This is a genomic window from Dactylosporangium sp. NPDC006015 (genome assembly GCF_040614215.1).
GTDB lineage: Bacteria > Actinomycetota > Actinomycetes > Mycobacteriales > Micromonosporaceae > Dactylosporangium > Dactylosporangium maewongense.
Genome location: NZ_JBEXUD010000028.1, coordinates 91,989 through 118,828, shown reverse-complemented (window position 1 = coordinate 118,828; position 26,840 = coordinate 91,989). Strand labels below are relative to the sequence as shown.

Sequence of the window (26,840 nt, the reverse complement as noted above, 5' to 3'; positions counted from 1 at the left end):
CTAAGCGGAGGCGACGACACCCGCCAGTGCGGCGGCGAAGTCCGCGGCGCGCTCCACGTGCGGGGAGTGGCCGCACCCTTCGTAGACGATCTCGGTGTACGGGCCGTACGCGGTCAGCACCGCCCGGGTCTGCCCGATCATCGGCTGGGGCGGGCACTCCTCATCGCCGGGCCAGCCGGGGACGAGGCCGAGCTTGCCGAGCTGCGCGAGGTCGAAGAACGACGCGTCGGACACGATCGCGTCCTGGTCGCCGCGGATCCACGTGATCGGGGGCTTGACCGGCAGGTCGACGATGCCCGAGAGGTTGAGCCAGCGCGGCGACAGCGTGTTGAGCACCCCGCGGTCGCCGGGGCCGACGCCGGGCCAGTTGTCGCTGGCCGATCCGGTGCCGGGGTAGTTGTCGTCGCCGACGAACGTGCTGAGCATGGTGTCCAGCAGCAGCTCCTCGTCGTCGCCGAACGAGTCCGGCGACGCGACGTAGAAGGCGCGCATGACGTTGCGCGGCGAGGCCTGCTCCTCGGTGCCACGGTCCGCGGCACCGAGGAGCCGCACGAAGTCGGGGTTGGCCGATCCGCCGCCGGTGCCGGCGAAGTCGGGCGTGGTCGGGGTGCCGGACAGGTCCCGGGTGCCGCCGAACCCGTACGGCGAGACGGGCGCCTCCAGCACCAGCGCCGCGATGGCATCAGGGTGGTCGAGCAGCAGCTGCAGCGCGACACCACCGCCGAGCGAGTGCCCGACGACCACCGGCGGCCGGTCGAACCCCTTCAGCAGCGGGACGAGATCGTCGGCGAAGTCGCGCACCCCCCGGGTGGCGTCGACGGGGAGGGCGGGGCTGGCGCCGTACCCGCGCAGGTCTGGCGCGACGATGCGCCAGTCCTGCGGCAGGTGGCGCAGCAGGGGCTCCCAATATCCGGATGACGAGCAGTTTCCGTGGATGAGCAGGACCGGAGGGCCGTCGACCGGACCGCGAGTGGTGACGTGCATCACCGCATCGTGACACCCCGGCCGACCGCCTCACATGGTGCCGGCCCACATGTTCCGGTCGTTTTTCGTGAGGGCCCAGATGACTGCGACGTCGGCCGCGATGATGAGCATCGACCACAGCGGGTAGTACGGCAGGAACAGGAAGTTGGCGATCGCGCTGATCGCGGCCAGGATGATGCCGAGCACGCGCGCCCAGACCTGGCCGGCGAGCACCCCCACGCCGCCCGCGGCGACCACCACGCCGAGCGCCAGGTGGATCCAGCCCCAGGTCTCCACGTCGAAGCCGAACAGATAGTTGTCGGTGAGCACGTAGAAGGTGTCTTCGAAGATCGCCGTCAGGCCGACCACGATCTGGAAGATGCCGATGACGACCATCATGCTGCCGCCGAAGACGGCGAAGCCGGTGACCCAGCCGGATTGGCGGTCCGTTGTCGATGTCGTACTCATGCGGCCCACCGTGGGCCGCCCAGAGGTGAACCAGGCTCACCCTTCCCGGATGCACGGCGATGAGAACTTGACGCTTCAAGTACACGTGCCGCACCATCTACTTGAAGCTTGAACCAATTAGGGAGACATCGCCATGAACGTCGTTCTCTGGGTCCTGCAGGGCCTGCTCGGCGCCGCCTTCATCGGTGCCGGCCTGATGAAGGCGACCCAGCCGAAGGAGAAGCTGCCCGCCGCCATGACCTGGACCCAGCGACGCAGCGCCGGGACCATCAAGTTCATCGGCGTGACGGAGCTGCTCGGCGGCCTCGGCCTGATCCTGCCGTGGGCGACCGACATCGCGCCCGTGCTGACCCCGCTCGCCGCCGTGGGCCTGCTCGTCATCATGCTGCTCGCGGTCGTCGACCACGTCCGCGCCAAGGAGTACTCCGTCATCCCGGTCAACCTGGTGCTCGGCGCGCTCGCGCTGGTGATCGCGATCGGCCGGTTCTGACGCGAATCGGACGTCGCACCGGCCGCGGCGGACGGCAGGTGGACACCGCAAGCAGCACCGGACGAGGCACCATGGATGACATGAACGACGAGACACGATGGCTGGACGACACCGAGCGACGCGCTTGGCTGTCGCTGCTGGCCGTCGTGCTCGTCGGCTTCCCGGAGCTGGAGCGCACGTTCCGCCCGTACGGTCTGGTGCACGTGGAGTACGGGCTCCTCGCGGCCCTCAGCGGCGAGGACGAAGGGCTGCGCCTGTCGGAGCTCGCGGCGCAGATGAACATGTCGCAGAGCCGGCTCAGCCACCGCATGCGCAAGCTGGTCGACCTCGGCTACGTGGAGGTGTCCGGCGACGCGTGCGACGGGCGGGTCAGCATCGCCAAGGTCACCGAGGCCGGGCGGCGCTTCGCCGAGCAGGTCTCCCCTGCCCACGTCGCCGACGTCCGGCGGCTCATCTTCGACCACCTCGACGACGCCCAGACCGCGGCCCTCGCCGACGCGCTCGGTGCCGTCGCCGACCGCCTCGGCTCCAGTTGCCCCGGCGCGCCCAAGGGTCCACCCGTGCCGAAGGCCCGCGCCTGACTCCCGTTCCGCTGCTCTTCGCCGGTACGTGGCCCTCGCCGTACACCTGCCGCAGACGCGACATCGAGGGCCTGTGAGGGACAGCCGGAAAGCCGTCACCGCATCGGGACCACAGAGCCTGTCGGCGCGTGGTCCGACAGGAATAGAGTGACCGCATGCGTGCGGTCGTGATCACCGGAGTGTCCCGCGGCTTGGGCGCCGCCCTCTTCGACGTGTGCAACGCGCGCGGTGACCGGATCCTCGCGGTCGGCCGGCACTTCACCCCCGAACAGCACCAGAGCCGCGACGACCGGCCCGGCGACATCACGCTCTTCTCGACCGACGTCGCCGACGCGCACTGGCTGCCCGACCACGACACGCTGCGACCGTTCCTGCGCGACGCGGACGAGGCCGTGCTGCTGCACAACGCCGCCGTCGTCGAGCCGATCGGCGCCGTCGGCAAGCTCAGCACCGAGGCGATCACGCGCGCGATCGCGGTCAACCTGACCGCGCCCGTGGTGCTCACCAACAGCTTCCTGCGCGCGGCGCCCCGCGAGGCCCGGCTGCGGGTGCTGTTCATCTCCTCGGGCGCCGCACACCGGATCATCGACGGCTGGTCGCTGTACTGCACCACGAAGGCCGGCGGCGAGACGTTCTTCGAGGCGGTCGCGTCGCAGGTCGCCGACGACGAGCGGGTCACGGTCGCCAGCGTCGACCCCGGCCAGATGGACACCGGCATGCAGGACGCCATCCGCCGCGCGGCCGCCTCCGGCACCTACTTCCCCGGCCAGCAGCGGTGGCTCGACGCCCACGCCGAGGGTCGCCTCGCCGACCCCCTCACCGTCGCCGAGCGCATCATCAAGGAGCACGCCCCCTAGCCCGGCACCGGACGGTCCACCACTCCGACCCACCCCCGGATAAATCCGGCGCAAGCGCCAGACTTATCCGACATTTCGTATTTGTCCGAAGGGGAGGGTCGGAACGCAGCTCGCCCGAGGGGTCGGAACGCAGTTCGCCCGACGGGGAGGGGTTGGGGCTCGGTTTGCCCGACGGGGCCGGGTTGAAGCTCGACTTGCCCGAACGGACATGGCTGACGCTCGGCGCCGCCGCCATGGGACCGACCTGGGCGATTTTTGTCCGGTGGAAGGGCTGAAGCTCGGCGCCGCCCATGGGACTGGCAGCTTCGTCCGGCGAAGAGGACTGGAGCGCGATCCCGTCGCACGAGCGAGGCCGGCAGCGCGGGCGATCTGGCAGGGCGCTCTTCGAAGCACCCGCCGGACAATTACGAAATGTCGGATAAGTGCGGCGCTTGCGCCGTACTTATCCGGGGCGTGCGCCGTACTTATCCGGGGCGTGCGGCGCGATCGCCATGATCGAAGGACAACCGTGGCCGTCCGGGCGACCGCCACACGACTTCGATCACGACCGGCATGACCACGACGCGTCAGAGCAGCACTTCGCGCAGGCGCGGGGCGAAAGCGGCCGGATCGCCGTGGCCGCCGTGGCCGCCGGGGAACTCGACGACGTCGACGCCCAGGCGGTCCGCGAGCTCCACCCCCACCCGGTGCGGCGCCTCCCCCGCGCTCGCCGCGCCGACCGCCGGCACGATCCGGGCGGTCCCCGCGCGCAGCGAGTCGAGGTCCGGCACCCAGACGCCGAAGGCGGGCACCTCGTAGCCGATGAAGAACGGCAGGTTGCCCTGCATCCGCGCCATGAAGTCCGGTGACGCCTCGGCGCCCTTCTCGTCGGCCATCTCCAGGCCCGCGCCGAAGACGCGCATCGCCGCGCCCCAACCGTCGTGGTGGAAGGTAGCCTCGACCTCGCGCATCAGGTCGCGCCAGTGCGTGGCGTCGCTGAGCAGCTCGAACGCGGGCGGCTCGTGCGCCACCACCGTGCGGACCAGCTCCGGGTGCCGGGCGGCGAGCTCCAGGGCGATCTCCGCGCCCGAGCTGTTGCCGAACACGTCCGCCGGCTCGTCCTCGGTCACGCCGACCGCGCCGAGCAGCCGGTACGCGTCGTCGCCGTGCTCTTCGATCGACTGCACGGCCGGCGGGCCGTCCAGCGGGCTGCGCGAGTTGCCCCGGCGGTCGTAGGTGACGACGGTCCGCTCGTCGGCGAGCGCCTCGGCGAGGCCGTCGAAGCCCTCCGAGTCGTACACGCCGCCGCAGATCAGCAGCAGGACGGGCCCGCTGCCACGGATCTCGTAGCGCAGCGTCGCCCCGGGCACCTCGAGCGTTTCGACCTTCATGACTCCTCCTCGGTGGCTTCGACCGTCGGTCGTTGCGGGCGTGGCGCGCTCGACACGGTTTTCGGGGCTACTCGTGAGTAATTTCCGGGTTTACACTCGGCGCCATGACCGCCACGCGAACTCCCGGCGTCCCCGCCATCGACGAGGGCTCGCTGATCTCGACCAGCCCGGCCAGCGGCGAAGAGGTCGGCCGCTTCCCCGTGGCCTCCCCCGATCATGTCACCGAGTCGGTCCGGCGGGCCCGGGACGCGGCGGGTTGGTGGGCCGGACTCGGCTTCGCCGGCCGCCGCAAGCGGCTGCTGACGTTCCGCAGCCTGATCGCCAACCGCCTGGAGGAGCTCGCCGAGCTGATGCACCGCGAGGGCGGCAAGCCCACCGCGGACGCGCTCGTCGAGGCGATCGCCGCGGTCGACCACATCGCCTGGGCCGCGAACCACGCCCGCAAGGTGCTCGGGCGGCGCCGGGTCGGCTCCTCCATCCTGCTCACGGAGCACAGCTCCTACCTGGAGTATCTGCCGTTCGGCGTCATCGGGGTCATCGGACCCTGGAACTACCCGGTGCTCACGCCGATGGGCTCCATCGCGTACGCGCTGGCCGCCGGCAACGCAGTGGTGTTCAAGCCCAGCGAATACACGCCGGCGGTGGGCCAGTGGGTGGTCGACCGGTTCGCCGAGGTGGTGCCCGAGCAGCCGGTGCTGCAGATCGTGCACGGCATGGGCGACGTCGGCGGCGCGCTGTGCCGCTCCGGGGTGGACAAGATCGCGTTCACCGGCTCGACCGCGACGGGCAAGAAGGTCATGGCGGCCGCCGCCGAGTCGCTGACCCCCGTGCTGCTGGAGTGCGGCGGCAAGGACGCCATGATCGTCGCCGCCGACGCCGACCTGGACGCCGCCGCCGAGGCCTGCGTCTGGGGCGGCCTCACCAACGCGGGTCAGACCTGCGTCGGCATCGAGCGGGTGTACGTGGCGGACCGCGTCTACGACGAGTTCCTCGGCCGCGTGGTGGCCCGCGCGGCGAAGCTCACGGTCGGCGAGGAGGGCACGGCCGACATCGGCCCGATCACGATGCCCTCGCAGATCGACATCATCCGCCGGCACATCGAGGACGCGCTGACCCGCGGCGGCCGGGCGGTCCTGGGCGGCGCCGAGGCGGTCCGGCCGCCGTTCGTCAGCCCGACGATCCTGGTCGACGTGCCGGAGGACGCGGCCGCCGTGCAGGAGGAGACCTTCGGCCCGACGCTCACGATCGCCCGCGTCGCGAACGCCGAGGAGGCCGTCGAGCGCGCCAACGGCACCGGGTACGGCCTGGGCGGCGCGATCTTCTCCAAGTCCCGCGGCCTGGAGCTGGCCCGCGGCATCCGCTCCGGCATGACGTCGGTCAACTCGGCCCTGACCTTCGCCGGCATGCCGTCGCTGCCCTTCGGCGGCGTGGGCGGCTCGGGCTTCGGCCGCATCCACGGCGAGGACGGCCTGCGCGAGTTCACCCGGCCGAAGGCGATCGTGAAGCGCCGCGGCCCGACCCTGCTGCCCCTGACGACGTTCGACCGCACCCAGAAGTCGATGCTGCAGGCCCTGAAGCTCGTCAAGCTCATCCACGGCCGCACCAAGTAGCCGGCCGGTCGGCGTGAAGATCGAATGACGGATCTGGCTGTGATGACGACCAGATCCGTCATTCGATCACGGTAGGCCTGAACGCGCGCGGGTCAGAACAGCGTCAGCTCGTCCTTCACCACGCCGCGGAGGGCGTTGTAGTCGAGGACGACGCAGCGGATGCCGCGGTCCTCGGCGAGGACCCGGGCCTGGGGCTTGATCTCCTGGGCGGCGAAGATGCCGCGGACGGGGGCCAGCAACGGGTCGCGGCCGAGGAGCTCCAGGTAGCGGGTCAGCTGCTCCACCCCGTCGATCTCGCCGCGGCGCTTGATCTCGACGGCGACGGAGGCGCCCTCGGCGTCCTTGCACAGCAGGTCGACGGGGCCGATCGCGGTCATGTACTCGCGGCGCACCAGCGTGTAGCCCTCGCCGAGGGTGTGCGGGGCGGCCGCGAGCAGCACCTGCAGGTGCGCCTCGACGCCGTCCTTGACCAGGCCGGGATCGATGCCGAGAGTGTGGTCGGTGTCGTGCAGGATCTCCTCGACGGTGATCTGCAGCTCCTCGCCGCCCTTGTTCACCACGCTCCACAGACCGTCGGTCTGCGAAAGTCGGCAGGGCGGCGTCATCCACATCAGTGGCTTGTAGCCACCGGTGTCGGAGTGCACCAGGACCGAGCCGTCGGACTTGACCATGATGAGGCGGATGGCGGGCGGCAGGTGGGCCGTGAGCCGGCCGATGTAGTCGACCGAGCACTTGGCGATGACGAGACGCACGCGCGACAGCCTAGCCGGGCCCGGACAGCAGCGCCGAAGTGGCGGGTCGATGTCATGCTAGGGGCGTGCTTGAGTCATTGACGGGGCTCGGCCTGGCCACGTCGGCCGGGCTCAACGCCTACATCCCGTTGCTCGCCATCGGCGTGCTCGCGAGATACACCGATCTCATCACGCTGCCCGACAACTGGGCGTGGATGGAGAACGGCTGGACGCTCACGATCGTCGCGGCGCTGCTGGCGATCGAGTTCGTCGCCGACAAGGTGCCGGTGGTGGACCATGTCAACGACGTGCTGCAGACGTTCGTGCGGCCGACCGCCGGCGGGCTCGCGTTCGGCGCGGCGTCGAGCTCCGAGACGGTGACGGTAACCGATCCCGGCTCGTTCTTCAGCAGCCATCAATGGGTGCCGCTGGTGGTTGGCGGGGCGATCTCGCTCGGCGTGCACGGCATGAAGGCCGCGTCCAGACCGGTGATCAACGCCAGCACGGCGGGCTTCGGCGCGCCGGTGGTGAGCACGATCGAGGACATCGCGAGCGTGGCGATGTCGCTCGTCGCGATCATCCTGCCGGTGCTGGTGCTGCTGTTCATCGTGCTGCTGTTCGTGGCGTTCTGGTGGCTGATGCGACGCCGCAAGCGGCGCAAGGAGGAGAAGGCCGCGGCCAGGTGGGCCCAGTCCCAGGGGTACCGGCCGACCTGACCGCGAGCCGCGTCACTGCGCCTGGATCACCAGGATGGGGAGCTTGTGCGCCTCCCGGACGACGGTGACCAGCTCGTCGACCACGTCGGTGATCGCGAAGTCCTTCGGGGTGAAGACCCTGGCCACCCCGGAGGCGAGCAACGTGGCGGCGTCGGACGGCGGGATGATGCCGCCGACCACGACCGGGAGGTCATCGAGGCCTTCGGCGCGCAGGCCCTCCAGCACCGACGCGACCGCCGCCAGATGTGAACCTGACAGGACCGAGAGGCCGACGAGGTCGACGTCCTCCTCGACGGCCGCCGCGACGATCTGCGCCGACGTGAGGCGGATGCCCTGGTAGACCACCTCGAAGCCGGCGTCGCGGGCGCGGACGGCGATCTGCTCGGCCCCGTTGGAGTGTCCGTCGAGGCCGGGCTTGCCGACCAGCATCCGCAGCCGGCCCGCGCCGAGCTCCTCCGCGGTGCGCCGGACCCGCTCGCGGACCGCCACCAGCGCGGAGCCGGGCACCGTCGAAGCCCCTGCGGAGACGGCGCCGGTCAGCCCGGTGGGGGCGCGGTACTCACCGAACACGTCCCGCAGCACCGACGCCCACTCGCCGGTGGTGACGCCGGCGCGGACGCAGTCCAGGGTGGCCTCCATGAGGTTCCCGGTGCCGCCCGCGACCTGCCGCAGCCGCTCGAGCGCGTTGTCGACGTCGGCCGGTGTACGAGCGGCGCGCCAGGCCAGCAGCGACTCCACTGCGGCGCTCTCCACCGCGGGGTCGATCTGCTCGATCGCGGCGGCACCGGCGGCGACCAGCGGCGACGGCTCGGTCTCGGGGAAGCGGTTGACGCCGACCACGACGTCCTCGCCGCGCTCCATCCGGCCGCGCCGCTCGGCGAGCGACGCGACGAGGGCGCTCTTGAGGTAGCCGGACTCCACGGCGGCGACGACCCCGCCCATCTCCAGGACCCGGTCGAGTTCCGCGGTCGCGCCGGCGACCAGGTCGTCGACGAGGGCGGTCATGACGTGCGAGCCCTCGAACAGGTCCGGGTACTCCAGCAGGTCGGACTCGAACGCGAGGACCTGCTGCATGCGCAGCGACCACTGCTGGTCCCACGGGCGGGGCAGGCCGAGGGCCTCGTTCCACGCCGGCAGCTGCACGGCGCGGGCCCGGGCGTCGCGCGACAGCGTCACGCCGAGCATCTCCAGCACGATGCGCTGCACGTTGTTCTCGGGCTGCGACTCGGTGAGGCCCAGGCTGTTGACCTGCACGCCGTACCGGAACCGCTTCGCCGACTTGTCGGAAATTTCATACCTGTCGGTCAGGATCCGGTCCCACAGCAGGCCGAAGGCCCGCATCTTCGCGGTCTCCTCGACGAAGCGGACGGAGGCGTTGACGAAGAAGGAGATCCGGGCCGCGACGGCGGCGAAGTCGGCCACCTGGCCCGAGTCGCGGACCGCGTCGAGCACGGCGATCGCGGTGGCCAGGGCGAACGCGACCTCCTGCACGGGCGTCGCGCCGGCCTCCTGCAGGTGGTACGAGCAGATGTTGACCGGGTTCCACTTCGGGCAGTTCGCCACGGTCCACGCGATGGTGTCGGTGGTCAGGCGCAGCGACGGCCCCGGCGGGAAGATGTGCGTGCCGCGGGACAGGTACTCCTTGACGATGTCGTTCTGGGTCGTGCCCGCGAGCGAGGCGAGCGGCGCCCCCTGCTCGCGCGCCACCGTCACGTACAGGCTGAGCAGCCACATCGCGGTGGCGTTGATGGTCATCGAGGTGTTCGCGAGACCGAGGTCGATGCCGTCGAAGAGCGTGCGCATGTCGCCGAGGTGCGCGACCGGCACGCCGACCCGGCCGACCTCGCCGCGCGCCAGCTCGGCGTCGGGGTCGTAGCCGGTCTGTGTGGGCAGGTCGAACGCGACCGACAGGCCCGTCTGACCCTTGCCGAGGTTGCGCCGGAACAGCGCGTTGGAAGCGGCCGCTGACGAGTGGCCGGCATAGGTGCGCATGACCCACGGGCGGTCGCGCTCGGGGAGCTTCGCCATACAAGCACCTTACTGAACGGTAATTTGGTGAGGCTGGTGAAAATCCTCACCGGAGCCTCGTGCCTATAGTGAACGCCGTGACGGATGCGATCACCGTGCGTGGGCTACACAAGCGGTACCGGGGACATGTCGCCGTCGACGGCGTCGACCTCGACGTGCACCGCGGTGAGGTCTTCGCGCTGCTGGGCCCCAACGGCGCGGGCAAGACGACGACGGTCGAGATTCTCGAGGGGTTCCGCCGGCGTACGAGTGGCGAGGCGACCGTGCTGGGCGTGGACCCGCACGACGGCGACGCGGCGTGGCGGCAGCGGGTGGGCATCGTGCTGCAGAGCACCGGCGAGTTCGACGACCTGACCGTGCGCGAGGTCGTGCACCACTTCGCGCTGTACTACCGCAACGCCGACGACCCGGACGCCGTCATCGAGCGGGTCGGGCTCGCCGACAAGCGTGGCGCCCGGACGCGGATCCTGTCCGGCGGGCAGAAGCGCCGCCTCGACGTGGCGCTCGGCATCATCGGCCGGCCCGAACTGCTGTTCCTCGACGAGCCGACCACCGGCTTCGACCCCGAGGCGCGGCGCGAGTTCTGGGGGCTGATCCGGGCGCTCGCCGCGGCCGGCACCACGATCCTGCTCACCACCCACTACCTGGACGAGGCCGAGAACCTCGCCGACCGGGTCGGCGTGCTCGTCGGCGGCAAGCTCATCGCCGTCGACACCCCCGCCCGGCTCGGCAACCGCGGCAACTCCGCCACGACCGTCACCTGGGACGAGCCGGACGGCCCGCGCCAGGAGCAGACCGACACCCCGACCGCGGTCGTGACCCGGCTCGCCGCGCGGTTCGGCGGCGAGGTCCCCGGCCTGACCGTGACCAGACCCAGCCTCGAGGACGTGTACCTGCGGATGATCGGCGCCGGCGAATGACCACGTTGCGGCTCGGACTGGCCCGCGGCGGGCTGGAGATCAAGCAGTTCCTGCGCAGCCGGGAGTCGGTGATCTTCACGCTCTTCTTCCCGCTGCTGCTCCTCGTCATCTTCGGCTCGGTCTTCGACGCCGAGATCGCCCCGGGCGTGTCGTTCACGCAGTACTTCGCCGCCGGCATGATCGCCGCCGGGCTGCTGACCACCGGGTTCCAGTCCCTCGCCATCCAGATCCCGATGGAGCGCGAGAAGGGGATCCTCAAGCGGCTGCGGGGCACGCCGATGCCGCGGACCGCGTACTTCATCGGCAAGGTCGTCATGGTCCTGGCCATCGGTGCGGCGGAGACCGTGGTGCTGCTCGTGACCGCGGCGGCCTTCTACGACCTGCCGCTGCCCGCGACGGCGGCGAAGTGGGCGACGTTCGCCTGGGTCGCGGTGCTCGGCATCAGCGCGTGCACGCTGTGCGGGATCGCGTTCTCCTCGCTCGCCCGCTCCGGACGCGGCGCGCCGGCGATCGTGACCCCGGTCGCGTTGGTGCTGCAGTTCATCTCCGGCGTGTTCTTCCAGTACACGAGCCTCCCCGACTGGATGCGCTCCATCGCGTCGCTGTTCCCGCTGAAGTGGATGACCCAGGGCATGCGCTCGGTCTTCCTGCCGGACTCGTTCGCGGCGCGGGAGGTCGGCGGGTCCTGGGCGCTCGGGCACGTGGCCGTGGCGCTCGGCGCCTGGGTCGTGATCGGGCTGGCGCTGTGCATCTTCACGTTCCGCTGGACCGACCGGGGATAGTTTCGCTCAGGGTTGCAACCCGGTTGCCGATCAGTGCGGGGTGATGGGTCGGCTGGGCACGGCGGTCCGGCATGCCGGCGCTGTCGGCATCCTGGCGATCCTGCTCGTCCTCGCCCTCGGGCTGGCGGCGTCCTGGAACGCGGCCGCCTCCCTGCGGAGCAACCAGCAGGCCCGGGCCAACGCCGTCATGGACCGCGACACGTCGCTCGCCGAGGCGGCCGTGCGCACCGAGGTCCACCGGTACCTCGACACGCTGCGCACCGTCGCCGCAGCCGTCGGATCGCACGAGACGCTGACCTTCGACGACTTCGCCACGACCACCGCCCCGCTGCGCGACGCCGGACTGCCCGGAGCCACCTCGCTGGTCTTCGTCGTGGCCGCCGAGGACTCCCAGTTGGAGCAGGTCCAGGCGTACTGGCGGGACCGCGGCGTCACGGGACTCGACCTGACCGCCAAGGGCAGCGGGCGGGAGCACCTGTTCGTCATCTTCTCCCGGCCGCTGGACGGGGCGCCCGCGACCCTCCCCGGCACCGACCTGTCGCAGTCCGCCGAGCCGACCGCCGCCCTCAACGAGTCCCGCCGCGCGGGCGCGCCCGCCGTGTCCGACACGTACATCCTGCTCCGCGACCGCTCCCTGCCCGTCGCGCAGCAGCAGCGCTCGTTCGCGATCGCCGCGCCCGTGTTCGGCAACCCGACGCCCGCCGGCACGAAGACGTTCAAGGGCTGGGTCGTCTTCGGCCTGCGCGGGCAGGACTTCGTCGGCGGCGTGCTGGACGCCGCCACGCAGGGCAAGGTCGACGCGGACCTGTGGGCCGCCAACGGCGTCGGCCAGGACACCCGGGTCGCGTTCCTGCACCGCATCCCCGGCACCGACCTGCGCCGCGAGGTGGCGATCCCGGTCGGGAACCGGCGCTGGCGGCTCGTCCTGGCCGCCGACTCCGGCCGGCTCGCCGGGCTGTCCGGCCCGGCCGACACCGCCCCGCTCGCGATCGGCGCCGGCGGCACGATGCTGACCCTGCTGGTCGTGGCCATGCTGTGGGCCCTCGCCGGCGGCCGGGCCCGTGCCGAGGCCCGGGTCGTGTCCGCCACCGCCGGGCTGCGCGAGGCCGAACGCACCGCCCGCCGGCAGGTCGCGCTGCTCAACGGCATTCTCGACCGGATCAGCGACGGCGTCGGCGTGGTCGACGAGCACGGCACCTTCCTGGTCCACAACCCGGCCGCCAAGGCGATCCTCGGCATGGACGCGGACGCCACAGGGATGGATTCCTGGCAGTCGCACTACGGCATCTTCCGGCCCGACGGCCGGACCGAGTTCCCGACCGCGGACCTGCCGCTGGTGCGCGCCCTCGCCGGCGAGTCGACGGACGGCGTCGAGATGGTCATCCGCAACGCCGGCCGGCCGGAGGGGACGCTGCTGTCCGTCAGCGGGCGGCCCCTCGACGTGGACGGGCGGCGCGGTGCCATCGCCGTCTTCCACGACATCACGGAGGTACGGGAGCGCGAGGGCGACCTGACCGCCTTCGCGGGCATCGTCGCCCACGACCTGAAGAACCCGCTGACCGTCATCGCCGCCCACGCCGAGATGGCGCACGACGCGCTGCTGTCCTCGTCCTCGGCCCTGCTCGGCGACGGCGCCTGGGACGCGCTGGTCGCGGGTTTCCGCGACGCCGGCGCCGGGGGCACGCTGGTCGCGGGTTCCCGCGACGCCGGCGCGCGGGACGCGATCGTCGCGGGTCTTCGCGACGCCGGCGCGAGCGTCGAACGGGTCAGTGCCGGGGTGGTGCGGATGCGGCGGCTGATCGACGACCTGCTCGCCTACACCACGGCTCGCGACGCGGCCCTGAAACCGCGGCCGCTCGACCTGGGCGGGCTCGTCGCCGAGGTCGTCGCCGAACGGGTCAACCACCTCGCGGTCCGCCCGGACATCTACGTCGGACCGCTGCCGTGGGTCGACGCCGACCCGGCGATGCTGCGGCAGGTGCTGGACAACCTGATCGGCAACGCCCTCAAGTACGTCCAACCCGGCCGCATCCCGAAGGTCGACGTCAGCGCGTCACCGGCCGGACCGGGCTGGGTGAGGGTCGAGGTCGCGGACCGGGGCATCGGCGTGCCCGACGCCGACAAGCCCTACGTCTTCGAGTCCTTCCACCGGGCGCACACCGGCCAGTCGTACGGCGGCACCGGCCTCGGACTGGCCATCTGCCGCCGCGTGATCGACCGGCACGGCGGCTCGATCACCGTGGTGGACAACCCCGGCGGCGGCAGCCGCTTCAGCTTCACCCTGCCGGGGGCTCCCGTCGCGCTGGAAGCCCCGGCGGAGCTCGCTCAGGCGTACTTGTAGAAGCCCTGCCCGGTCTTGCGCCCCAGGTCCCCGGCGACGACCATCCGCGCCAGCAGCTCCGGCGGGAAGAACTTCGGGTCGGCGGTGTCGGTGTGGATGTTCTTCGCCGCGTGGTACAGCACGTCGACGCCGGTCAGGTCGGTCGTCGCCAGCGGCCCCATCGCGTGGCCGAAGCCGAGCTTGCACGCCAGGTCGAGGTCCTCGGCGCTCACCACGCCGCTCTCGACCAGCTGCACCGCCTCGACCACCAGCGCGGCGATCAGCCGCGTGGTGACGAAACCGGCGACGTCCCGGTTGACCACGATGCACGTCTTGCCGATCTCCTCGGCGAACGCCCGCGCCGTCGCCAGCGTCTCGTCGCTGGTCTTGTAGCCGCGCACCAGCTCGCACAGCTTCATGACCGGCACCGGGCTGAAGAAGTGCGTCCCGACGACCTGCTCGGGCCGCTGCGTCGCGGTCGCGATCTGCGTCACCGGGATCGCGGACGTGTTCGTCGCCAGCACCGCGTCCGCCCGGCAGATCTTGTCCAGCGTGGCGAACAGCTCCTGCTTCACGTCCAGCCGCTCGAACACCGCCTCCACGACGATGTCCGCCTCCGCCGCCGCGTCCAGGTCCGTGGTGGTGGTGATCCTGGCGAGGGCCTGCTGCACGTCGTCCTCGGCGATCACGCCCTTGCTCGCGAACTTCGTCAGCGACTTCTCGATGCCGTCCACACCGCGCCGTGTCGCCTCATCGGTCAGGTCCCGCAGCGTCACCTCCCACCCGGCCTGCGCTGCGACCTGGGCGATGCCAGACCCCATCAGCCCCGCCCCGATGACCGCCAGTCGACCCGCCATGTGACTCCCTCTCGCATCGTCGTTGACCTGCTGACCTTATCCGGCTCCGAAGGGTGATCATCTAGTGGCAGACTGTCAGTGTGCCCCTCATGTACCTCGCAGGATGGGCGGCGTCCGCCGGCGCACTCGCCACCCTGATCCTGATCATCCGCCTGCTCCGCCTCGGCGAACGGCGCCCGAGCCAGTCCGGCGTCCGCCTGCCAGAGCCCGGCAGCGCCCCCGACTACGGCCTGCTCCGCTCGGTCTCGCTCATCGGCGACCTGGCCTTCGCCCGCGACGTCCGCGACCGCCTCCGCCGCAACGGCCTGCGCGCCACCCTCGCCACCGGCTCCGACGGCATGGTCCGCGTCCTCGTCTTCGCCGACGAGTACGACCGCGCCCGCCTACTCCTGGCGCAGTAATCCCCGTTCCTCATGATCCGGAAGACTTTGTGTCGTCATAGCAGCACAAAGTCTTCCGGATCACGGAAACCGGCGCAGCCGCTTGGCCTGCCTCGCGTCTCGGCGCGGGCAGTGCGTCGCGGAGCGGCGCATTGGGGTGCGGGTGAGAATCCCCGCCGGGCCCCGCCGCGGCAGCGGTGGGGGAATTGCAGCAGCTCAGAAGTCGAACTGGTCGGGGGGTGCGACGGCGCGTTCGACCTCGACGCCCAGGCCGCGCAGGTCCGACTCGAAGCTCGGGTAGCCGCGGTCGATGTGGTGCACGTGGCGGATCTCGGTGACGCCGTCGGCGCAGAGGCCGGCGATGGCCAGGCCGGCGCCGGCGCGGATGTCGGTGGCGGTGACCGGGGCGCCGGAGAGGCGTTCGACGCCGCGGACCACCGCGTGGTGGCCGTCGGTGCGGATGTCGGCACCGAGGCGGGACATCTCGTTGATGAACATGAAGCGGCCGTCGAAGATGTTCTCCGTGATGAGGGACGAGCCCTCGCTGACGGAGGACAGGCCGACCGCCATGGGCAGCAGGTCGGTGGCGAAGCCGGGGAACGGCAGGGTGACCACGTCGACGGCGCGGGGGCGGTCGGCCATGCGGACGCGGAAGGAGTCCGGGGTGGTGTCGACCTGGCCGCCCGCGGTGGCGACCTTGTCCAGCGCGATCTCCAGGAAGCTCGGATCGATGCCGTGCACGGTCACGTCGCCGCGGGTCATGGCGGCGGCGAAGGCCCAGGTGCCGGCGACGATGCGGTCGCCAACGGTGCGGTGCGAGACGGGGCGCAGCTCGGGGACGCCCTCGATGACGAGGCGGGAGGAGCCGGCGCCGGAGATGTCGGCGCCCATGTCGGTGAGCATGCGGCAGATGTCGACGATCTCCGGCTCGCGGGCCGCGTTGTCGATCTCGGTGCGGCCGTTCGCCAGTACCGCGGCCATGAGCAGGTTCTCGGTGGCGCCGACGCTCGGGAAGTCGAGCCAGATGGTGGCGCCGTGCAGCTTGGGGGCGGTGGCGATGACGAAGCCGTGCTCGCCGGAGATGTCCGCGCCCATCCGGCGCAGGCCCTCGACGTGCATGTCGAGGCCGCGCGAGCCGATCGCGTCGCCGCCGGGGTGCGCCACGCGGACGTGCCCGCAGCGCGCCAGCAGCGGGCCGAGGACGCAGATCGAGGCGCGCAGCCGGCGCACGAGGTCGTAGTCGGCCTCGGTGCCGAGCCGCTCGGGCACGTCGATGATGACGCGGTCCTCGTCCTGCTCGACCTCGCAGCCGAGGCGGCGCAGCACCTCCGCCATGATGGCGATGTCGGTGATACGGGGCACGTTGGTGAGCACAGAACGCCCGGTCGCCAGCAGCGCGGCGGCCATGAGCTTCAAGGCGGAGTTCTTGGCGCCGACCACCGACACGTCACCGGCGAGCCTGGCGCCGCCCTTCACACGGATCACGTCCACGACCGCCATCGTAGGTGCATTCCGTACGGTGAAGCCCATGGCCATTCATCTCACCCGCATCTACACGAAGACCGGTGACACCGGCACGACCGGATTGGGCGACTTCTCCCGCGTGCCGAAGACCCATCCACGCATCGGCGCGTATGCCGACGTCGACGAGGCCAACGCCGCGCTCGGGGTCGCGGTCGCGATGGGTGAGCTGACCGAGGAGCTGCGGGCGGTGCTGACCGTCGTGCAGAACGATCTCTTCGACGTGGGCGCCGACCTGTGCAACCCGATCACGGCGGAGCCCGAGTATCCGCCGCTGCGGGTCACCGAGGAGTACCTGACCCGGCTGGAGACGTGGTGCGACGAGTTCAACGAGCGCCTGCCGAAGCTCGACTCGTTCATCCTCCCCGGCGGCACGCCCGGCGCGGCGCTGCTCAACGTGGCGAGGACGGTGACGCGCCGGGCCGAGCGCAGCGCGTGGGCGCTGATGGAGCTCGACCCGGAGCACACGAACGAGCTGGCGGTGAAGTACCTGAACCGGCTGTCGGACCTGCTGTTCATCCTCGGCCGCATCGCGAACCCGGACGGCGACGTGAAGTGGGTCCCGGGGGCCAACCGTCAGGTGCCGTAGACACCCAGCCCCTCGCTGGTGTGCACCAGCAGGCGGCCGTCGGCCACGATCGGCCCCGCGGTGGCGCCAGAGGGGCCGGTCCACAGCACGGCCCTGCTGGCGAGGTTCAGCGCCAGGACCCGGCCGAGGTTGACGTACAGGACGCCGTTGGCCACGACGGGGAACGATGAGGCGACCGAGTTGACCTGGGCCGGCCCGGCCTGCGTGAAGGTCCAGCGGTCCGCGCCGGTCGCCGGGTCGATCGCGTGCAGGACCGGCGGGGTGGCCAGGTCGACGCTGTAGAGGGTCGTGTCCTGCACGGCGGGGAAGCCGAAGGTGCCCGGGCGGGTCCACAGCGTCCGTCCGGTGGCTCCGTCGTAGGCGACCAGCCCGTTGAAGCCGAGGTAGACCCGGCCCCAGGCGGCCACCGGCGTCAGCATCGACTGGCCGGCGGGCACCGACCACAGCACCGCGCCCGTGGTCGCGTCGATGGCGGTCAGCGTCTGGACGTTGCCGCCGGCGACGTAGAGCCGGTTACTGTCGTACGCCACCGTCGCCGTCGTGTAGCCGGTGAGCTCACAGGTCCAGCGCACCGCGCCGGTCGCGGCGTCGAAGGCGTACACGAGCGTGTTGTCGCCCTGCGCGTCACCCTTGGCGTAGAGGGTGTCGCCGACCAGGATCGGCGCGTTGAAGAGCTGGTTGCCGTCGATGCGGAAGTTCCACCGCTCGACCCCGGTCATGGCGTCGAACGCGTGGATGAAGCCGATCTGCGTCCCGGCGTAGACGAGGCCGTTGCCGACGGTCCCGCCGGTGGTGTAGCGCAGCGCGGGCTCGGTGGCCGGCGGCGTGGTCCAGCGCACCGCGCCGGACGCCAGGTCGGTGGCGGCGAACTGCAAGGTGTTCGCCTGACCGTAGGCGATGCCGTCGGCGACGACCGGCGCCTCGATGTCGGCGCCGGTCAGCCGCAGCCGGTGCAGGGTCCCCACGTTGGCGGCGCCGAGTGTCCGCTCCCCCGCGTTGACGCCCGCGTGCCCGGCGCCGCCGCCCCACGTGCCCCACGCCGCCGAAGCGGCCGGGGGCACCACCGCCGGGTACACCTCGACCTCGAACAACGAGTAGCCGTAGCGGGTGGCGCGGGTGAGGCCGGTCAGGCGGACGTACCGGGCGGCCGCCGTGGCGGCGACGGACAGCGTCTGCGTCCCGCCGGTACCGGTGGCCGCCGGCACGAGGTCGAACCACGACGTGCCGTCCGGCGAGCCCTGCAGCGTGAACGTGCGGGCGTAGGCGGCCTCCCACCGCAGCACGACCCGGCACAGCTGCTGGGCACCGCCGAGGTCGACCTGGAGCCACTGCGGGTCGCTGAAGGCGCTCGACCAGCGGGTGGCGGAATTTCCGTCGAACGCCTTCGCCGGCAGCAGGCTGCCGTTCTCCGACGACGATGCGGTGGCGGGCCGGTTGAGCGCGATGTTGGTGGTGCCGCAGGTCGCGGCAATCGCGGCGGCGGGCGCGGGCACCGCGAACAGCACTGCCGCGGAAATCACCACGGCAGCGAGCAATCTGGACATACGTGATTCTCCTAGGGGTGACGGCCACTGGGAGAGCGCTCTCAGACGGCGTCAGTCTCCACCAGGAGAAAGAGAAACGTCAATTTCTGCTTAGTTTGTGCGGTACCTGTACGGCCGGGTCTCCGGGGTCGACTCACCCGGAGGCGCCGCCTCTACCCAGGACAGGAACCCGGTCAGCGCCCGCTCCGCCATCGCGATCTCGACCGGCGACTGCCGGCTGACGCACCGCACGATCACCCAGTCCGGCGGAAGCACCAGCAGCTCGGCCGGGTCAGGGGTGCGACGGCGGTCGACGGAGAGCCCACGCCGGGAAAGCACCCGGCGCGGGCCAGGCCAGAAACTGAAGATGCGATACCACTTCAGCTCGTCGCCGGCGAAGCGGGCCAGGCCCGCGGACCAGCCCCGGCCGGGCAGCATGGTGCTCAGCCGGACACCCAGCTCGATCGTGCCGCCCTGCCGGGCGATGACCACGCGGCGCAGGAAGAGCAGCGCCAGAGCGGCGAGCAGGATGAGGACCCCGATGCCGATTCCCTCGACGATCCTCACCACCGCCGCCCGCCGGTCAGTGCGCGGCTTGCGCGGAGGCGGGGGTGCAGCTCTCGGCCAGCACCGTCACCCCGGTCGCCGTGACGGAGAGGAACCCGCCCGAGACGTCGAAGGCGATCTCCTGCCCACCGGAGTGCTTGATGCGCACCTGGCCCTCCTCGGCCAGCTGACCGAGGAGCGGCGCGTGACCGGGAAGCACACCGAGCTCGCCCTCCGTCGTGCGCGCCATGACCATGTCGGCGTCACCGGACCAGACTTTTTCCTCGACGGCTACGAGCTCGACGTGCAGCTGCCTCGCCACGCTAGTTACTCCTCGTGTGCGCGATTGGTTTTGCCGAGTGTAGTCAATGATCCGACGCGGCGAGCAGTGGGCCTCGCCACGTTGGCACAACTCCTGAAATGCCGGTGGAGCGGCGATCCGCAATCGCGCTGCAGATGACCACTCAACACTTCAGAGCGTGACGTATGTCACGCCGCGATGGTGGCGTTTTCCTGAAAACCAAGCAGAAAAGGGCGCCCCCCGAAGCGGGAGACGCCCTTTGCCGTACGGCTATGTCAGTCCTTCATGAGCTCGTGCGCGTTGCGCTCGAGGTCCTCGAGACCGCCACACATGAAGAAGGCCTGCTCGGGGAAGTGATCGTACTCACCCTCGGAGATCTTCTTGAACGACTCGATCGTCTCCTTGAGCGGGACGGTCGAACCGGGGACGTTGGTGAACTGCTCCGCCGCGTAGGTGTTCTGCGACAGGAACCGCTCGATGCGCCGGGCACGGCCGACCGTGACCTTGTCCTCTTCGGACAGCTCGTCCATACCGAGGATGGCGATGATGTCCTGCAGGTCCTTGTACTTCTGCAGGATCCGCTGCACCTCGCGGGCGACCGTGTAGTGCTCGATGCCGACGTACTCCGGCGCGAGAATGCGCGAGGACGACGCCAGCGGGTCGACGGCCGGGTAGATGCCCTTGTCCGAGATCGACCGCTCGAGGTTGGTCGTCGCGTCCAGGTGGGCGAACGTGGTGGCCGGCGCCGGGTCGGTGTAGTCGTCGGCGGGCACGTAGATCGCCTGGAGCGAGGTGATGGCCTTGCCCCGCACGGAGGTGATGCGCTCCTGCAGCAGACCCATCTCGTCGGCCAGGGTCGGCTGGTAGCCGACGGCGCTCGGCATACGGCCGAGCAGCGTCGAGACCTCCGAGCCGGCCTGCGTGAACCGGAAGATGTTGTCGATGAAGAGCAGCACCTCCTGGTTCTGCACGTCACGGAAGTACTCCGCCATGGTCAGCGCGGACAGGGCGACCCGCAGACGCGTGCCGGGCGGCTCGTCCATCTGACCGAAGACCAGGGCGGTCTTGTCGAGCACGCCACCCTCGTCCATCTCCAGGATGAGGTCGTTGCCCTCACGGGTGCGCTCGCCGACACCGGCGAACACCGAGGTGCCACCGAAGTTCCGGGCGACCCGGATGATCATCTCCTGGATCAGCACCGTCTTGCCGACGCCGGCACCGCCGAACAGGCCGATCTTGCCACCGCGCACGTACGGCGCGAGCAGGTCGAGAACCTTGATGCCGGTCTCCAGCATCTCCGTCTTCGGCTCGAGCTCGGCGAACGCGGGAGCCTTGCGGTGGATCTCCCAGCGCTCGTTGATCTCGAGCTTCGACTCGTCGGCGTTGAGCACCTCGCCGAGGGCGTTGAACACGTGGCCCTTGGTGATGTCGCCGACCGGCACCGAGATGCCGGAGCCGGTGTCGTGCACCTCGGCGCCGCGGACGAGACCGTCCGTCGGCTGCATGGAGATGGCGCGGACCTGGTTGTCACCCAGGTGCTGGGCAACCTCGAGCGTCAGCTTCTTGGTGCCCTCGGAGAGGGTCACCTCGACGTGCAGCGCGTTGTAGATCGCGGGCATGGCGTCGCGCGGGAACTCGGCGTCGACGACCGGGCCGATGACCCGGACGACGCGGCCGACCGCGGTCTTGGCTGGTGCAGTCATCACACATCACTTCCCGCCGCCGCCAGCGCGTTGGCGCCGCCGACGATCTCACTGATCTCCTGGGTGATCGCCGCCTGCCGCGCGGAGTTCATCTCCCGCGTGTACCGCTTCAGCAGGTCGTCGGCGTTGTCTGAGGCGCTCTTCATGGCCCGCCGGCGGGCCGCCGACTCACTCGCCGCCGAGTCCAGCAACGCCGCGAAGATCCGCGTGTTGATGTACTTCGGCAGGAGCGCCTCGAGCAGTTCCTCGGCCTCCGGCTCGAACTCGTACGCCGGCAGCGGGCCGGCGACCTGCTGCTCCTCGACCTCCATCGGAGCGACGATGCGCGCCACGGGGGTCTGCGTCATGAGCGAGCGGAACTGGGTGTGGACCATGTACAGCTCGTCGACACCGTAGATGCCGTCCGGGCCGGGGCCGTCCGCAGTGTCGTCCGCGCCGTTGACGAAGGCCTGGATGAGGGTCTCGCCGATCTCCCGCGCGTTCTCGAAGCGCGGCAGTTCGGAGAAGCCCGTCCAGCTGCCCGCGATCTCGCGACCGCGGAACCGGTAGTACGCCACGCCCTTGCGCCCGGAGACGTAGAGCGCGACCTGCTTGCCGTCCGCGCGCAGCCGCGCGATGAGCTGCTCGGCCTGACGGATCGCGTTGGCGTTGTAGCCGCCGCAGAGCCCCCGGTCGCTGGTGACCAGCAGCACCCCGGCCCGGCGGACCGGGCTGCGCGGCACCAGCAGCGGGTGGTCGACGTTGGTGTTGGTCGCCAGTGCCGTCAGCACGCCCGTGATCGCCTCGGCGTAGGGCAGCGACGCGGCGACCCGCTCCTGCGCCTTACCGATGCGGCTCGTGGCGACGAGCTCCTGCGCCTTGGTGATCTTCTTGGTCGACTTGACCGTGCGGATCCTCCGGCGCAGTGCCTGTACCTGACCGGCCATGGCTCAGCCCGACTTCCGGACCTGGCGGGTGACGGTCTCGCGATCCTGCTCACCCTGCAGCGCCTTGGCCGGGGCCTCGTTGATCGGCGCCTCGGAACCCTTGGCCGTGAACGTCTTCTTGAAGTGGGCGATCGCGTCGGTCAGGCCGTCGATCGTCTCCTGCGGCAGCTTCTTCGACTCCGCGATGGCGGCGATGAGCTCCTTGCGGTTGCTGCGGAGGTACTGCAGGAACTCGCCCTCGAAGCGGCGGATCTCGCCGACCGGCACGTCGTCGAGCTTGCCGGTGGTGCCGGCCCACACCGAGACGATCTGGTCCTCGACCGCGAACGGGGAGAACTGCGGCTGCTTGAGCAGCTCGACCAGGCGGGCGCCCTTGTCCAGCTGGGCCCGCGACGCCTTGTCCAGGTCGGACGCGAACGCCGAGAAGGCCTCCAGCTCGCGGTACTGCGCGAGGTCCAGCCGCAGGCGGCCGGCGACGTCCTTCATGCCCTTGACCTGGGCGGAGCCGCCGACGCGGGACACCGAGGTGCCGACGTTGATGGCGGGACGTACACCCTGGTTGAACAGGTCGGACTCGAGGAAGACCTGACCGTCGGTGATCGAGATGACGTTGGTCGGGATGTAGGCCGAGATGTCGTTGGCCTTGGTCTCGATGATCGGCAGACCGGTCATCGAGCCGCCACCGAGCTCGTCGGACAGCTTCGCGCAGCGCTCCAGCAGCCGGGAGTGCAAGTAGAAGACGTCACCCGGGTAGGCCTCACGGCCCGGCGGGCGGCGCAGCAGCAGCGACACGGCGCGGTAGGCCTCGGCCTGCTTCGTCAGGTCGTCGAAGACGATCAGGACGTGCTTGCCGCCGTACATCCAGTGCTGGCCGATGGCCGAGCCGGTGTAGGGGGCGAGGTACTTGAAGCCGGCCGGGTCGTCCGCCGGGGAGGCGACGATGGTCGTGTACTCCATCGCGCCCTGCTCCTCGAGGACACCGCGGGTGGCGGCGATCGTCGAGGCCTTCTGGCCGATGGCGACGTAGATGCAGCGGACCTGCTTCTTCGGGTCGCCGGACTTCCAGTTGTCGCGCTGGTTGATGATCGTGTCGAGCGCGACCGTGGTCTTGCCCGTCTTACGGTCACCGATGATCAGCTGGCGCTGGCCCCGGCCGATGGCGGTCATGGCGTCGATCGCCTTGATGCCGGTCTGCAGGGGCTCCTTGACAGGCTGGCGGGCCATGACGTTGGGCGCCTGGAGCTCCAGCTCGCGGAGGCCCTCGTTGGTGATCTCGCCGCGGTCGTCGATCGGCTCGCCAAGCGGGTTGACCACGCGGCCCAGGAAGGCGTCGCCGACCGGGACCGAGAGCACCCGGCCGGTCCGCTTGACCTGCTGACCCTCTTCGATGCGCTCGAAGTTGCCGAGGACGACGACACCGATCTCGCGCACGTCAAGGTTGAGCGAGACGCCGAGCGTGCCGTCCTCGAACTCGAGCAGCTCGTTGGCCATCGTCGAGGGCAGACCCTCGACCTGGGCGATACCGTCGCCGGCGTACGAGACGACGCCGACCTCCTCGCGGGAGATCCGTGAATCAACGGACGACACGTAGCGCTCGAGTGCGCCCCGAATGTCGTCCGAGGAGATGGTCAGCTCGGCCATTCCTCAACCTTCTATCTGGAAGTGAATCAAGCTTCGGGGATTAGTTGGCGAGTGCCGTCTTGGCCTCGGCGAGACGCCGCGACACCGTGCCGTCGTACAGGTCCGAACCGACCTTGACCCGCATGCCACCGATGATGCGTGGATCAACGTCGATCTTGAGGGAGACCTCTCGACCGTACAGCTCAGCAAGACGACCGGCCAGGCGCTGCTCGTCAGCCTCGGTCAGGGGGGCCGCGGTCGTGACGTAGGCCACCGAGTGGTCGCGCTGCTTCGCGGCCAGCTCGACGAGGCGGGTCAGCGAGCTCTCGAAGCCCCGGCCACCGAACCCGGTGACCGCCAGCTCCGCGAGCCGGGCGGTGGCCGGCTTGACCTTGCTACCGAGCAGGTCCTGGATCAGCTGGACCCGCGCCTCCAGCGGCGACGAGGCGTCGGCGAGCGCCGCGGCGAGACGGGAGTCGCCGGAGACGACCTGCCCGAACCGGAACAGCTCGTCCTCGACGTCGCCGAGCTCACCGGCGCGGTCGACGCCGGACAGCAGCGTGGTGACCCCGAGCAGCTCGACGCCGTCCAGGAGCGCACCGGGGCCGGACCAACGGCCCGTGACCAGGGTCGCGAGGATGTCGAGTGCCTCGTCGCTGACCTTGCCCTCCAGGACGGAGCGCAGGAGCGCGGCGTGGTCCTCACCGGCGCGACCCGGGTCGGCCAGGGCCCGGCGCAGCGGCCGCTCACGCCCGAGCAGACCGGCCACGGCGAGGATCTCCTCGCCGACGGCACCGATCCGCTGAACGTCAGCGCTCGCCGCGAATGCGGCGAGCTTGTCGGCGGCGGCTCCGTAGGACTCCCGGTTGATGGTGTCCATCAACGCCGCCCTGCGGTGCCGGCAGGACTGTCACCGATCTCGTCGAGGAACCGCTCGACCGTGCCACGGCGGCGGGCTTCCTCCTCCAGCGACTCCCCGACGATCCGGCCGGCGAGGTCGACCGCGAGCGAGCCGATCTCGGCGCGCAGCTGACGGACGATGGTCTGCCGCTCGGTCTGCAGGGCCTCGCGGCCGGCCGCGATGATGCGGTCGCTCTCCTCACGGGCCTTCGCGAGGATGTCCTCACGGATGCCCGTGGCGTCGGCGCGCGCCTCGTCACGGATGCTGGCCGCCTCGGTGCGAGCCTCGGCGAGCTGCTGCTTGTACTGCTCCAGCAGCCGGTTGGCCTCGGCCTGCGCCTCCTCGGCGCGCTTGATGCCACCCTCGATCGCGTCGACCCGTGCGCGGAAGGTCTCCTCCATGCGCGGGAAGACGAACTTCATCAGCACGAAGCACAGGATGCCGAAGGCGATCAGGCCGACGACGATCTCCTGCCAGATCGGGATGATCGGGTTGTGTGCAGCTTCCCCTTCAGCGAGGAAAGGCAGCATGGGAAACCTCCCGCTCTAAATGTTGGTGGAGGCGGGGGGCTTACTTGAAGACGAAGCCGAAGGCGATACCCAGCAGGGCGAGCGCCTCGACCACGGCGAAGCCGAGGAACATGTACGTACGGGTCAGGCCGGCCGACTCGGGCTGACGGGCGGTCGACTGGATGTACGACGCGAAGATGATGCCGACACCGATGCCGGGGCCGATGGCGGCGAGGCCGTAGCCGATGGCGCTGAGGCTGCCGTTGACTGCTGCCAGGTGGTCCATGTGGAATTCCTCCTGAGATCTCGCGTGACGCTCACGCGGGACAACTGAAAAAGGTGGTGCCGTTCGCTATCGAAAGCGGGGGAAAGGCGGCTCAGTGCTCGTCGGCGAGAACGCCGGCCAGGTAGTTGGCGGTCAGCAGCGTGAAGACATAGGCCTGCAGCGCCGCGATCAGCAGCTCGAAGAAGGTGAGGCCGATCGTCATCGCCCACGAGACCAGCGAGATCGGCTTGAGGAAGAAGCTCTCCGCGTTGAGCAGCGCGAAGCCGCCGAGCGTGAAGACCAGCAGCAGCATGTGCCCGGCGAACATGTTGGCGAACAGACGCAGGGCGAGCGTGACCGGCTGGAGGATGAATGCCTGCAGGAACTCGATCGGGATCAGCAGGAACTGCATGTACCACGGGGCGGGCAGGTAGACGGCGTGCTTGATGTAACCGGCGAAGCCGTGCTTCTTGATGCCCTGGTACAGGTACAGCACATAGGTGCAGATCGCCAGGCCGGCCGGGAATGCGATGTGCGCCATCGGCGAGACCTGGATGAACGGGATGATCGAGAAGATGTTGCCGACCAGGATGAAGACGAACAACGACGCGAGGTATGGCGCGAACCGCAGCCCCTCGTGGCCGATGACGTCCTTCGCGACACCTTCCCGCACGAAGCCGTAGATCGACTCGGCGAGCCACTGCTTCTTGGTCGGGACGATCTTGGGGTCGCGGTAGGAGACCAGGAAGTAGATGAGCACCAGGGCCACGGCCAGCCACAGGAACAGGCTGAACTTGGTCAGCCACTCCACCCCGAACAGGTGGGGGGGGAAGATGTCTTCCACGCTGGGCGGGAAAGGCGTCTCCGCCAAAACCAGACCGCTCACCACGTCCCTCTCGTTATCGATTCAACCGATGCGTCAGGCGCCGAGGCGCTTGACGACCAGGTAGATGCCACCAGCGGCGCCGAGCACGCACCCGATCGCCGTGATGATGCCTCCGGCGTTGAGCCACTCATCGATCAGCCAGCCGACGAAGCCCCACACGGCGATGCCCGAGATGAGGTATCCGACGGCGGCCCAACCTTCGTTGGCACCACTCGATCCGGACTGCTTGGGTGTCTGGTTACCGGCCATGACGCGGTGACCATATCAGCCTGCCGGGAGCACCCGTGCATCGACCCCCGCGTGCTCGTCGCGCGGGGGTTGCTCTAGGGCCGGATGCCATCAACCGACGGCCGTCAACGTTACTACGCCTAACGCCAGGCGAACGTCAACTACACGACTGATGCGTGAGTGAATGTTGCGCACGGTCACTCCCAGGGGGTTAGCTGAAGGTCAAGGATAACAATGCGTATGGGGGTG

The 26,840-nt window shown here is 70.2% G+C and carries 28 protein-coding genes; 10 read left to right on the top strand and 18 right to left on the bottom strand.

The window, feature by feature from the left end; translation table 11 throughout:
* The gene (locus tag ABZ321_RS37480; protein ID WP_354900270.1) at window positions 1-984 is read right to left on the bottom strand and encodes an alpha/beta hydrolase; all 984 of its coding nucleotides are present in this window, start codon (window positions 982-984) and stop codon (window positions 1-3) included.
* Window positions 985-1,014: 30 nt separating this feature from the next.
* Window positions 1,015-1,431, bottom strand: a complete 417-nt coding sequence (locus tag ABZ321_RS37475) for a hypothetical protein (protein WP_354900268.1) — start codon at window positions 1,429-1,431, stop codon at window positions 1,015-1,017.
* A 133-nt stretch (window positions 1,432-1,564) separates the two neighbouring features.
* Here ABZ321_RS37475 and ABZ321_RS37470 point away from each other — a divergent pair, with 133 nt between their 5' ends.
* From ABZ321_RS37470 to ABZ321_RS37460, 3 genes are all read left to right on the top strand, one after another.
* Entirely contained in the window at window positions 1,565-1,921 is a 357-nt protein-coding gene (locus ABZ321_RS37470; RefSeq protein WP_354900266.1) for a DoxX family protein, read from the top strand.
* An 80-nt stretch (window positions 1,922-2,001) separates the two neighbouring features.
* Window positions 2,002-2,502, top strand: coding sequence for a MarR family transcriptional regulator (locus ABZ321_RS37465; RefSeq protein ID WP_344510276.1), 501 nt, complete (start codon window positions 2,002-2,004; stop codon window positions 2,500-2,502).
* A 155-nt stretch (window positions 2,503-2,657) separates the two neighbouring features.
* Window positions 2,658-3,359, top strand: coding sequence for an SDR family NAD(P)-dependent oxidoreductase (locus ABZ321_RS37460; protein ID WP_344510278.1), 702 nt, complete (start codon window positions 2,658-2,660; stop codon window positions 3,357-3,359).
* Between the two features lie 566 nt (window positions 3,360-3,925).
* Here the strand turns inward: ABZ321_RS37460 and ABZ321_RS37455 are convergent.
* A complete protein-coding gene (locus ABZ321_RS37455) occupies window positions 3,926-4,729 on the bottom strand; it encodes an alpha/beta fold hydrolase (protein ID WP_354900264.1) in 804 nt (267 codons plus the stop codon).
* Between the two features lie 104 nt (window positions 4,730-4,833).
* On the opposite strand from ABZ321_RS37455, the gene ABZ321_RS37450 reads away from it, so the two are divergent.
* Window positions 4,834-6,339, top strand: coding sequence for an aldehyde dehydrogenase family protein (locus ABZ321_RS37450; RefSeq protein WP_344510282.1), 1,506 nt, complete (start codon window positions 4,834-4,836; stop codon window positions 6,337-6,339).
* Window positions 6,340-6,431: 92 nt separating this feature from the next.
* Here ABZ321_RS37450 and nucS read toward each other — a convergent pair whose 3' ends face one another.
* Complete coding sequence (gene nucS / locus ABZ321_RS37445) at window positions 6,432-7,091, bottom strand: endonuclease NucS (RefSeq protein WP_344510284.1); 660 nt, start codon at window positions 7,089-7,091, stop codon at window positions 6,432-6,434.
* Between the two features lie 65 nt (window positions 7,092-7,156).
* On the opposite strand from nucS, the gene ABZ321_RS37440 reads away from it, so the two are divergent.
* The gene (locus tag ABZ321_RS37440; RefSeq protein ID WP_344510286.1) at window positions 7,157-7,786 is read left to right on the top strand and encodes a DUF4126 domain-containing protein; all 630 of its coding nucleotides are present in this window, start codon (window positions 7,157-7,159) and stop codon (window positions 7,784-7,786) included.
* 12 nt (window positions 7,787-7,798) lie between these two features.
* On the opposite strand, the gene ABZ321_RS37435 is transcribed toward ABZ321_RS37440, so the two are convergent.
* Entirely contained in the window at window positions 7,799-9,814 is a 2,016-nt protein-coding gene (locus ABZ321_RS37435; protein ID WP_344510288.1) for a protein meaA, read from the bottom strand.
* Window positions 9,815-9,891: 77 nt separating this feature from the next.
* On the opposite strand from ABZ321_RS37435, the gene ABZ321_RS37430 reads away from it, so the two are divergent.
* From ABZ321_RS37430 to ABZ321_RS37420, 3 genes are read left to right on the top strand one after another with little or no spacing between them, the layout of a single operon-like run.
* Window positions 9,892-10,734, top strand: a complete 843-nt coding sequence (locus ABZ321_RS37430) for an ABC transporter ATP-binding protein (RefSeq protein WP_344510290.1) — start codon at window positions 9,892-9,894, stop codon at window positions 10,732-10,734.
* Window positions 10,731-11,516: an ABC transporter permease gene (locus ABZ321_RS37425; RefSeq protein ID WP_344510292.1), complete on the top strand. Its 786-nt coding sequence runs from the start codon at window positions 10,731-10,733 to the stop codon at window positions 11,514-11,516. The genes ABZ321_RS37430 and ABZ321_RS37425 overlap by 4 nt, the downstream gene beginning before the upstream one ends.
* Before the next feature lie 43 nt (window positions 11,517-11,559).
* Complete coding sequence (locus ABZ321_RS37420) at window positions 11,560-13,857, top strand: ATP-binding protein (protein WP_354900261.1); 2,298 nt, start codon at window positions 11,560-11,562, stop codon at window positions 13,855-13,857.
* Here ABZ321_RS37420 and ABZ321_RS37415 read toward each other — a convergent pair.
* On the bottom strand, window positions 13,842-14,693 hold the full coding sequence (locus ABZ321_RS37415; RefSeq protein ID WP_354900259.1) for a 3-hydroxyacyl-CoA dehydrogenase family protein: 852 nt from the start codon (window positions 14,691-14,693) through the stop codon (window positions 13,842-13,844). The two genes, ABZ321_RS37420 and ABZ321_RS37415, sit on opposite strands and share 16 nt — an antisense overlap.
* Before the next feature lie 89 nt (window positions 14,694-14,782).
* On the opposite strand from ABZ321_RS37415, the gene ABZ321_RS37410 reads away from it, so the two are divergent.
* Window positions 14,783-15,094: a hypothetical protein gene (locus ABZ321_RS37410; RefSeq protein ID WP_354900257.1), complete on the top strand. Its 312-nt coding sequence runs from the start codon at window positions 14,783-14,785 to the stop codon at window positions 15,092-15,094.
* Window positions 15,095-15,289: 195 nt separating this feature from the next.
* On the opposite strand, the gene murA is transcribed toward ABZ321_RS37410, so the two are convergent.
* Window positions 15,290-16,573 carry a UDP-N-acetylglucosamine 1-carboxyvinyltransferase gene (murA, locus tag ABZ321_RS37405; protein ID WP_344510297.1) on the bottom strand — a complete coding sequence of 428 codons (1,284 nt, stop codon included), beginning with the start codon at window positions 16,571-16,573 and terminating at the stop codon, window positions 15,290-15,292.
* A gap of 28 nt (window positions 16,574-16,601) precedes the next feature.
* Between murA and ABZ321_RS37400 the strand changes: the two genes are divergently transcribed.
* Window positions 16,602-17,183 carry a cob(I)yrinic acid a,c-diamide adenosyltransferase gene (locus tag ABZ321_RS37400; protein WP_344510299.1) on the top strand — a complete coding sequence of 194 codons (582 nt, stop codon included), beginning with the start codon at window positions 16,602-16,604 and terminating at the stop codon, window positions 17,181-17,183.
* Here the strand turns inward: ABZ321_RS37400 and ABZ321_RS37395 are convergent.
* The 11 genes from ABZ321_RS37395 to ABZ321_RS37345 form a co-directional block, all read right to left on the bottom strand.
* Window positions 17,171-18,727 carry a PQQ-binding-like beta-propeller repeat protein gene (locus ABZ321_RS37395; protein WP_354900255.1) on the bottom strand — a complete coding sequence of 519 codons (1,557 nt, stop codon included), beginning with the start codon at window positions 18,725-18,727 and terminating at the stop codon, window positions 17,171-17,173. The genes ABZ321_RS37400 and ABZ321_RS37395 overlap by 13 nt on opposite strands.
* 90 nt (window positions 18,728-18,817) lie before the next feature.
* On the bottom strand, window positions 18,818-19,273 hold the full coding sequence (locus ABZ321_RS37390; protein WP_344510303.1) for a DUF2550 domain-containing protein: 456 nt from the start codon (window positions 19,271-19,273) through the stop codon (window positions 18,818-18,820).
* A 16-nt stretch (window positions 19,274-19,289) separates the two neighbouring features.
* Window positions 19,290-19,574: a F0F1 ATP synthase subunit epsilon gene (locus tag ABZ321_RS37385; RefSeq protein ID WP_344510305.1), complete on the bottom strand. Its 285-nt coding sequence runs from the start codon at window positions 19,572-19,574 to the stop codon at window positions 19,290-19,292.
* Window positions 19,575-19,828: 254 nt separating this feature from the next.
* The gene (gene atpD, locus ABZ321_RS37380) at window positions 19,829-21,256 is read right to left on the bottom strand and encodes a F0F1 ATP synthase subunit beta (RefSeq protein WP_344510307.1); all 1,428 of its coding nucleotides are present in this window, start codon (window positions 21,254-21,256) and stop codon (window positions 19,829-19,831) included.
* Complete coding sequence (locus tag ABZ321_RS37375; protein WP_344510308.1) at window positions 21,256-22,182, bottom strand: F0F1 ATP synthase subunit gamma; 927 nt, start codon at window positions 22,180-22,182, stop codon at window positions 21,256-21,258. The genes atpD and ABZ321_RS37375 overlap by 1 nt, the downstream gene beginning before the upstream one ends.
* A gap of 3 nt (window positions 22,183-22,185) precedes the next feature.
* The gene (gene atpA / locus ABZ321_RS37370) at window positions 22,186-23,823 is read right to left on the bottom strand and encodes a F0F1 ATP synthase subunit alpha (RefSeq protein WP_344510310.1); all 1,638 of its coding nucleotides are present in this window, start codon (window positions 23,821-23,823) and stop codon (window positions 22,186-22,188) included.
* 40 nt (window positions 23,824-23,863) lie between these two features.
* Window positions 23,864-24,682: a F0F1 ATP synthase subunit delta gene (locus ABZ321_RS37365; protein WP_354900252.1), complete on the bottom strand. Its 819-nt coding sequence runs from the start codon at window positions 24,680-24,682 to the stop codon at window positions 23,864-23,866.
* Window positions 24,682-25,230 carry a F0F1 ATP synthase subunit B gene (locus tag ABZ321_RS37360; RefSeq protein ID WP_344510452.1) on the bottom strand — a complete coding sequence of 183 codons (549 nt, stop codon included), beginning with the start codon at window positions 25,228-25,230 and terminating at the stop codon, window positions 24,682-24,684. Before ABZ321_RS37360 ends, ABZ321_RS37365 begins: the two co-directional genes overlap by 1 nt.
* Window positions 25,231-25,273: 43 nt before the next feature.
* Window positions 25,274-25,498, bottom strand: coding sequence for an ATP synthase F0 subunit C (atpE, locus tag ABZ321_RS37355; RefSeq protein ID WP_344510314.1), 225 nt, complete (start codon window positions 25,496-25,498; stop codon window positions 25,274-25,276).
* 91 nt (window positions 25,499-25,589) lie between these two features.
* The gene (gene atpB / locus ABZ321_RS37350; protein WP_344510454.1) at window positions 25,590-26,363 is read right to left on the bottom strand and encodes a F0F1 ATP synthase subunit A; all 774 of its coding nucleotides are present in this window, start codon (window positions 26,361-26,363) and stop codon (window positions 25,590-25,592) included.
* Between the two features lie 33 nt (window positions 26,364-26,396).
* The gene (locus ABZ321_RS37345) at window positions 26,397-26,612 is read right to left on the bottom strand and encodes an AtpZ/AtpI family protein (RefSeq protein WP_344510316.1); all 216 of its coding nucleotides are present in this window, start codon (window positions 26,610-26,612) and stop codon (window positions 26,397-26,399) included.
* Between the last annotated feature and the right edge of the window lie 228 nt (window positions 26,613-26,840).

Excerpts from the sequence above, each read along its gene's own strand:
- ABZ321_RS37480 (WP_354900270.1), bottom strand. The coding sequence starts at position 984 with ATGCACGTCACCACTCGCGGTCCGGTCGACGGCCCTCCGGTCCTGCTC.
- ABZ321_RS37475 (WP_354900268.1), bottom strand. The coding sequence starts at position 1,431 with ATGAGTACGACATCGACAACGGACCGCCAATCCGGCTGGGTCACCGGC.
- ABZ321_RS37470 (WP_354900266.1), top strand. The coding sequence starts at position 1,565 with ATGAACGTCGTTCTCTGGGTCCTGCAGGGCCTGCTCGGCGCCGCCTTC.
- ABZ321_RS37465 (WP_344510276.1), top strand. The coding sequence starts at position 2,002 with ATGAACGACGAGACACGATGGCTGGACGACACCGAGCGACGCGCTTGG.
- ABZ321_RS37460 (WP_344510278.1), top strand. The coding sequence starts at position 2,658 with ATGCGTGCGGTCGTGATCACCGGAGTGTCCCGCGGCTTGGGCGCCGCC.
- ABZ321_RS37455 (WP_354900264.1), bottom strand. The coding sequence starts at position 4,729 with ATGAAGGTCGAAACGCTCGAGGTGCCCGGGGCGACGCTGCGCTACGAG.
- ABZ321_RS37450 (WP_344510282.1), top strand. The coding sequence starts at position 4,834 with ATGACCGCCACGCGAACTCCCGGCGTCCCCGCCATCGACGAGGGCTCG.
- ABZ321_RS37435 (WP_344510288.1), bottom strand. The coding sequence starts at position 9,814 with ATGGCGAAGCTCCCCGAGCGCGACCGCCCGTGGGTCATGCGCACCTAT.
- ABZ321_RS37425 (WP_344510292.1), top strand. The coding sequence starts at position 10,731 with ATGACCACGTTGCGGCTCGGACTGGCCCGCGGCGGGCTGGAGATCAAG.
- ABZ321_RS37420 (WP_354900261.1), top strand. The coding sequence starts at position 11,560 with ATGGGTCGGCTGGGCACGGCGGTCCGGCATGCCGGCGCTGTCGGCATC.
- ABZ321_RS37415 (WP_354900259.1), bottom strand. The coding sequence starts at position 14,693 with ATGGCGGGTCGACTGGCGGTCATCGGGGCGGGGCTGATGGGGTCTGGC.
- ABZ321_RS37410 (WP_354900257.1), top strand. The coding sequence starts at position 14,783 with ATGTACCTCGCAGGATGGGCGGCGTCCGCCGGCGCACTCGCCACCCTG.
- murA (WP_344510297.1), bottom strand. The coding sequence starts at position 16,573 with ATGGCGGTCGTGGACGTGATCCGTGTGAAGGGCGGCGCCAGGCTCGCC.
- ABZ321_RS37400 (WP_344510299.1), top strand. The coding sequence starts at position 16,602 with ATGGCCATTCATCTCACCCGCATCTACACGAAGACCGGTGACACCGGC.
- ABZ321_RS37395 (WP_354900255.1), bottom strand. The coding sequence starts at position 18,727 with ATGTCCAGATTGCTCGCTGCCGTGGTGATTTCCGCGGCAGTGCTGTTC.
- atpD (WP_344510307.1), bottom strand. The coding sequence starts at position 21,256 with ATGACTGCACCAGCCAAGACCGCGGTCGGCCGCGTCGTCCGGGTCATC.
- ABZ321_RS37375 (WP_344510308.1), bottom strand. The coding sequence starts at position 22,182 with ATGGCCGGTCAGGTACAGGCACTGCGCCGGAGGATCCGCACGGTCAAG.
- atpA (WP_344510310.1), bottom strand. The coding sequence starts at position 23,823 with ATGGCCGAGCTGACCATCTCCTCGGACGACATTCGGGGCGCACTCGAG.
- ABZ321_RS37365 (WP_354900252.1), bottom strand. The coding sequence starts at position 24,682 with ATGGACACCATCAACCGGGAGTCCTACGGAGCCGCCGCCGACAAGCTC.
- atpE (WP_344510314.1), bottom strand. The coding sequence starts at position 25,498 with ATGGACCACCTGGCAGCAGTCAACGGCAGCCTCAGCGCCATCGGCTAC.
- ABZ321_RS37345 (WP_344510316.1), bottom strand. The coding sequence starts at position 26,612 with ATGGCCGGTAACCAGACACCCAAGCAGTCCGGATCGAGTGGTGCCAAC.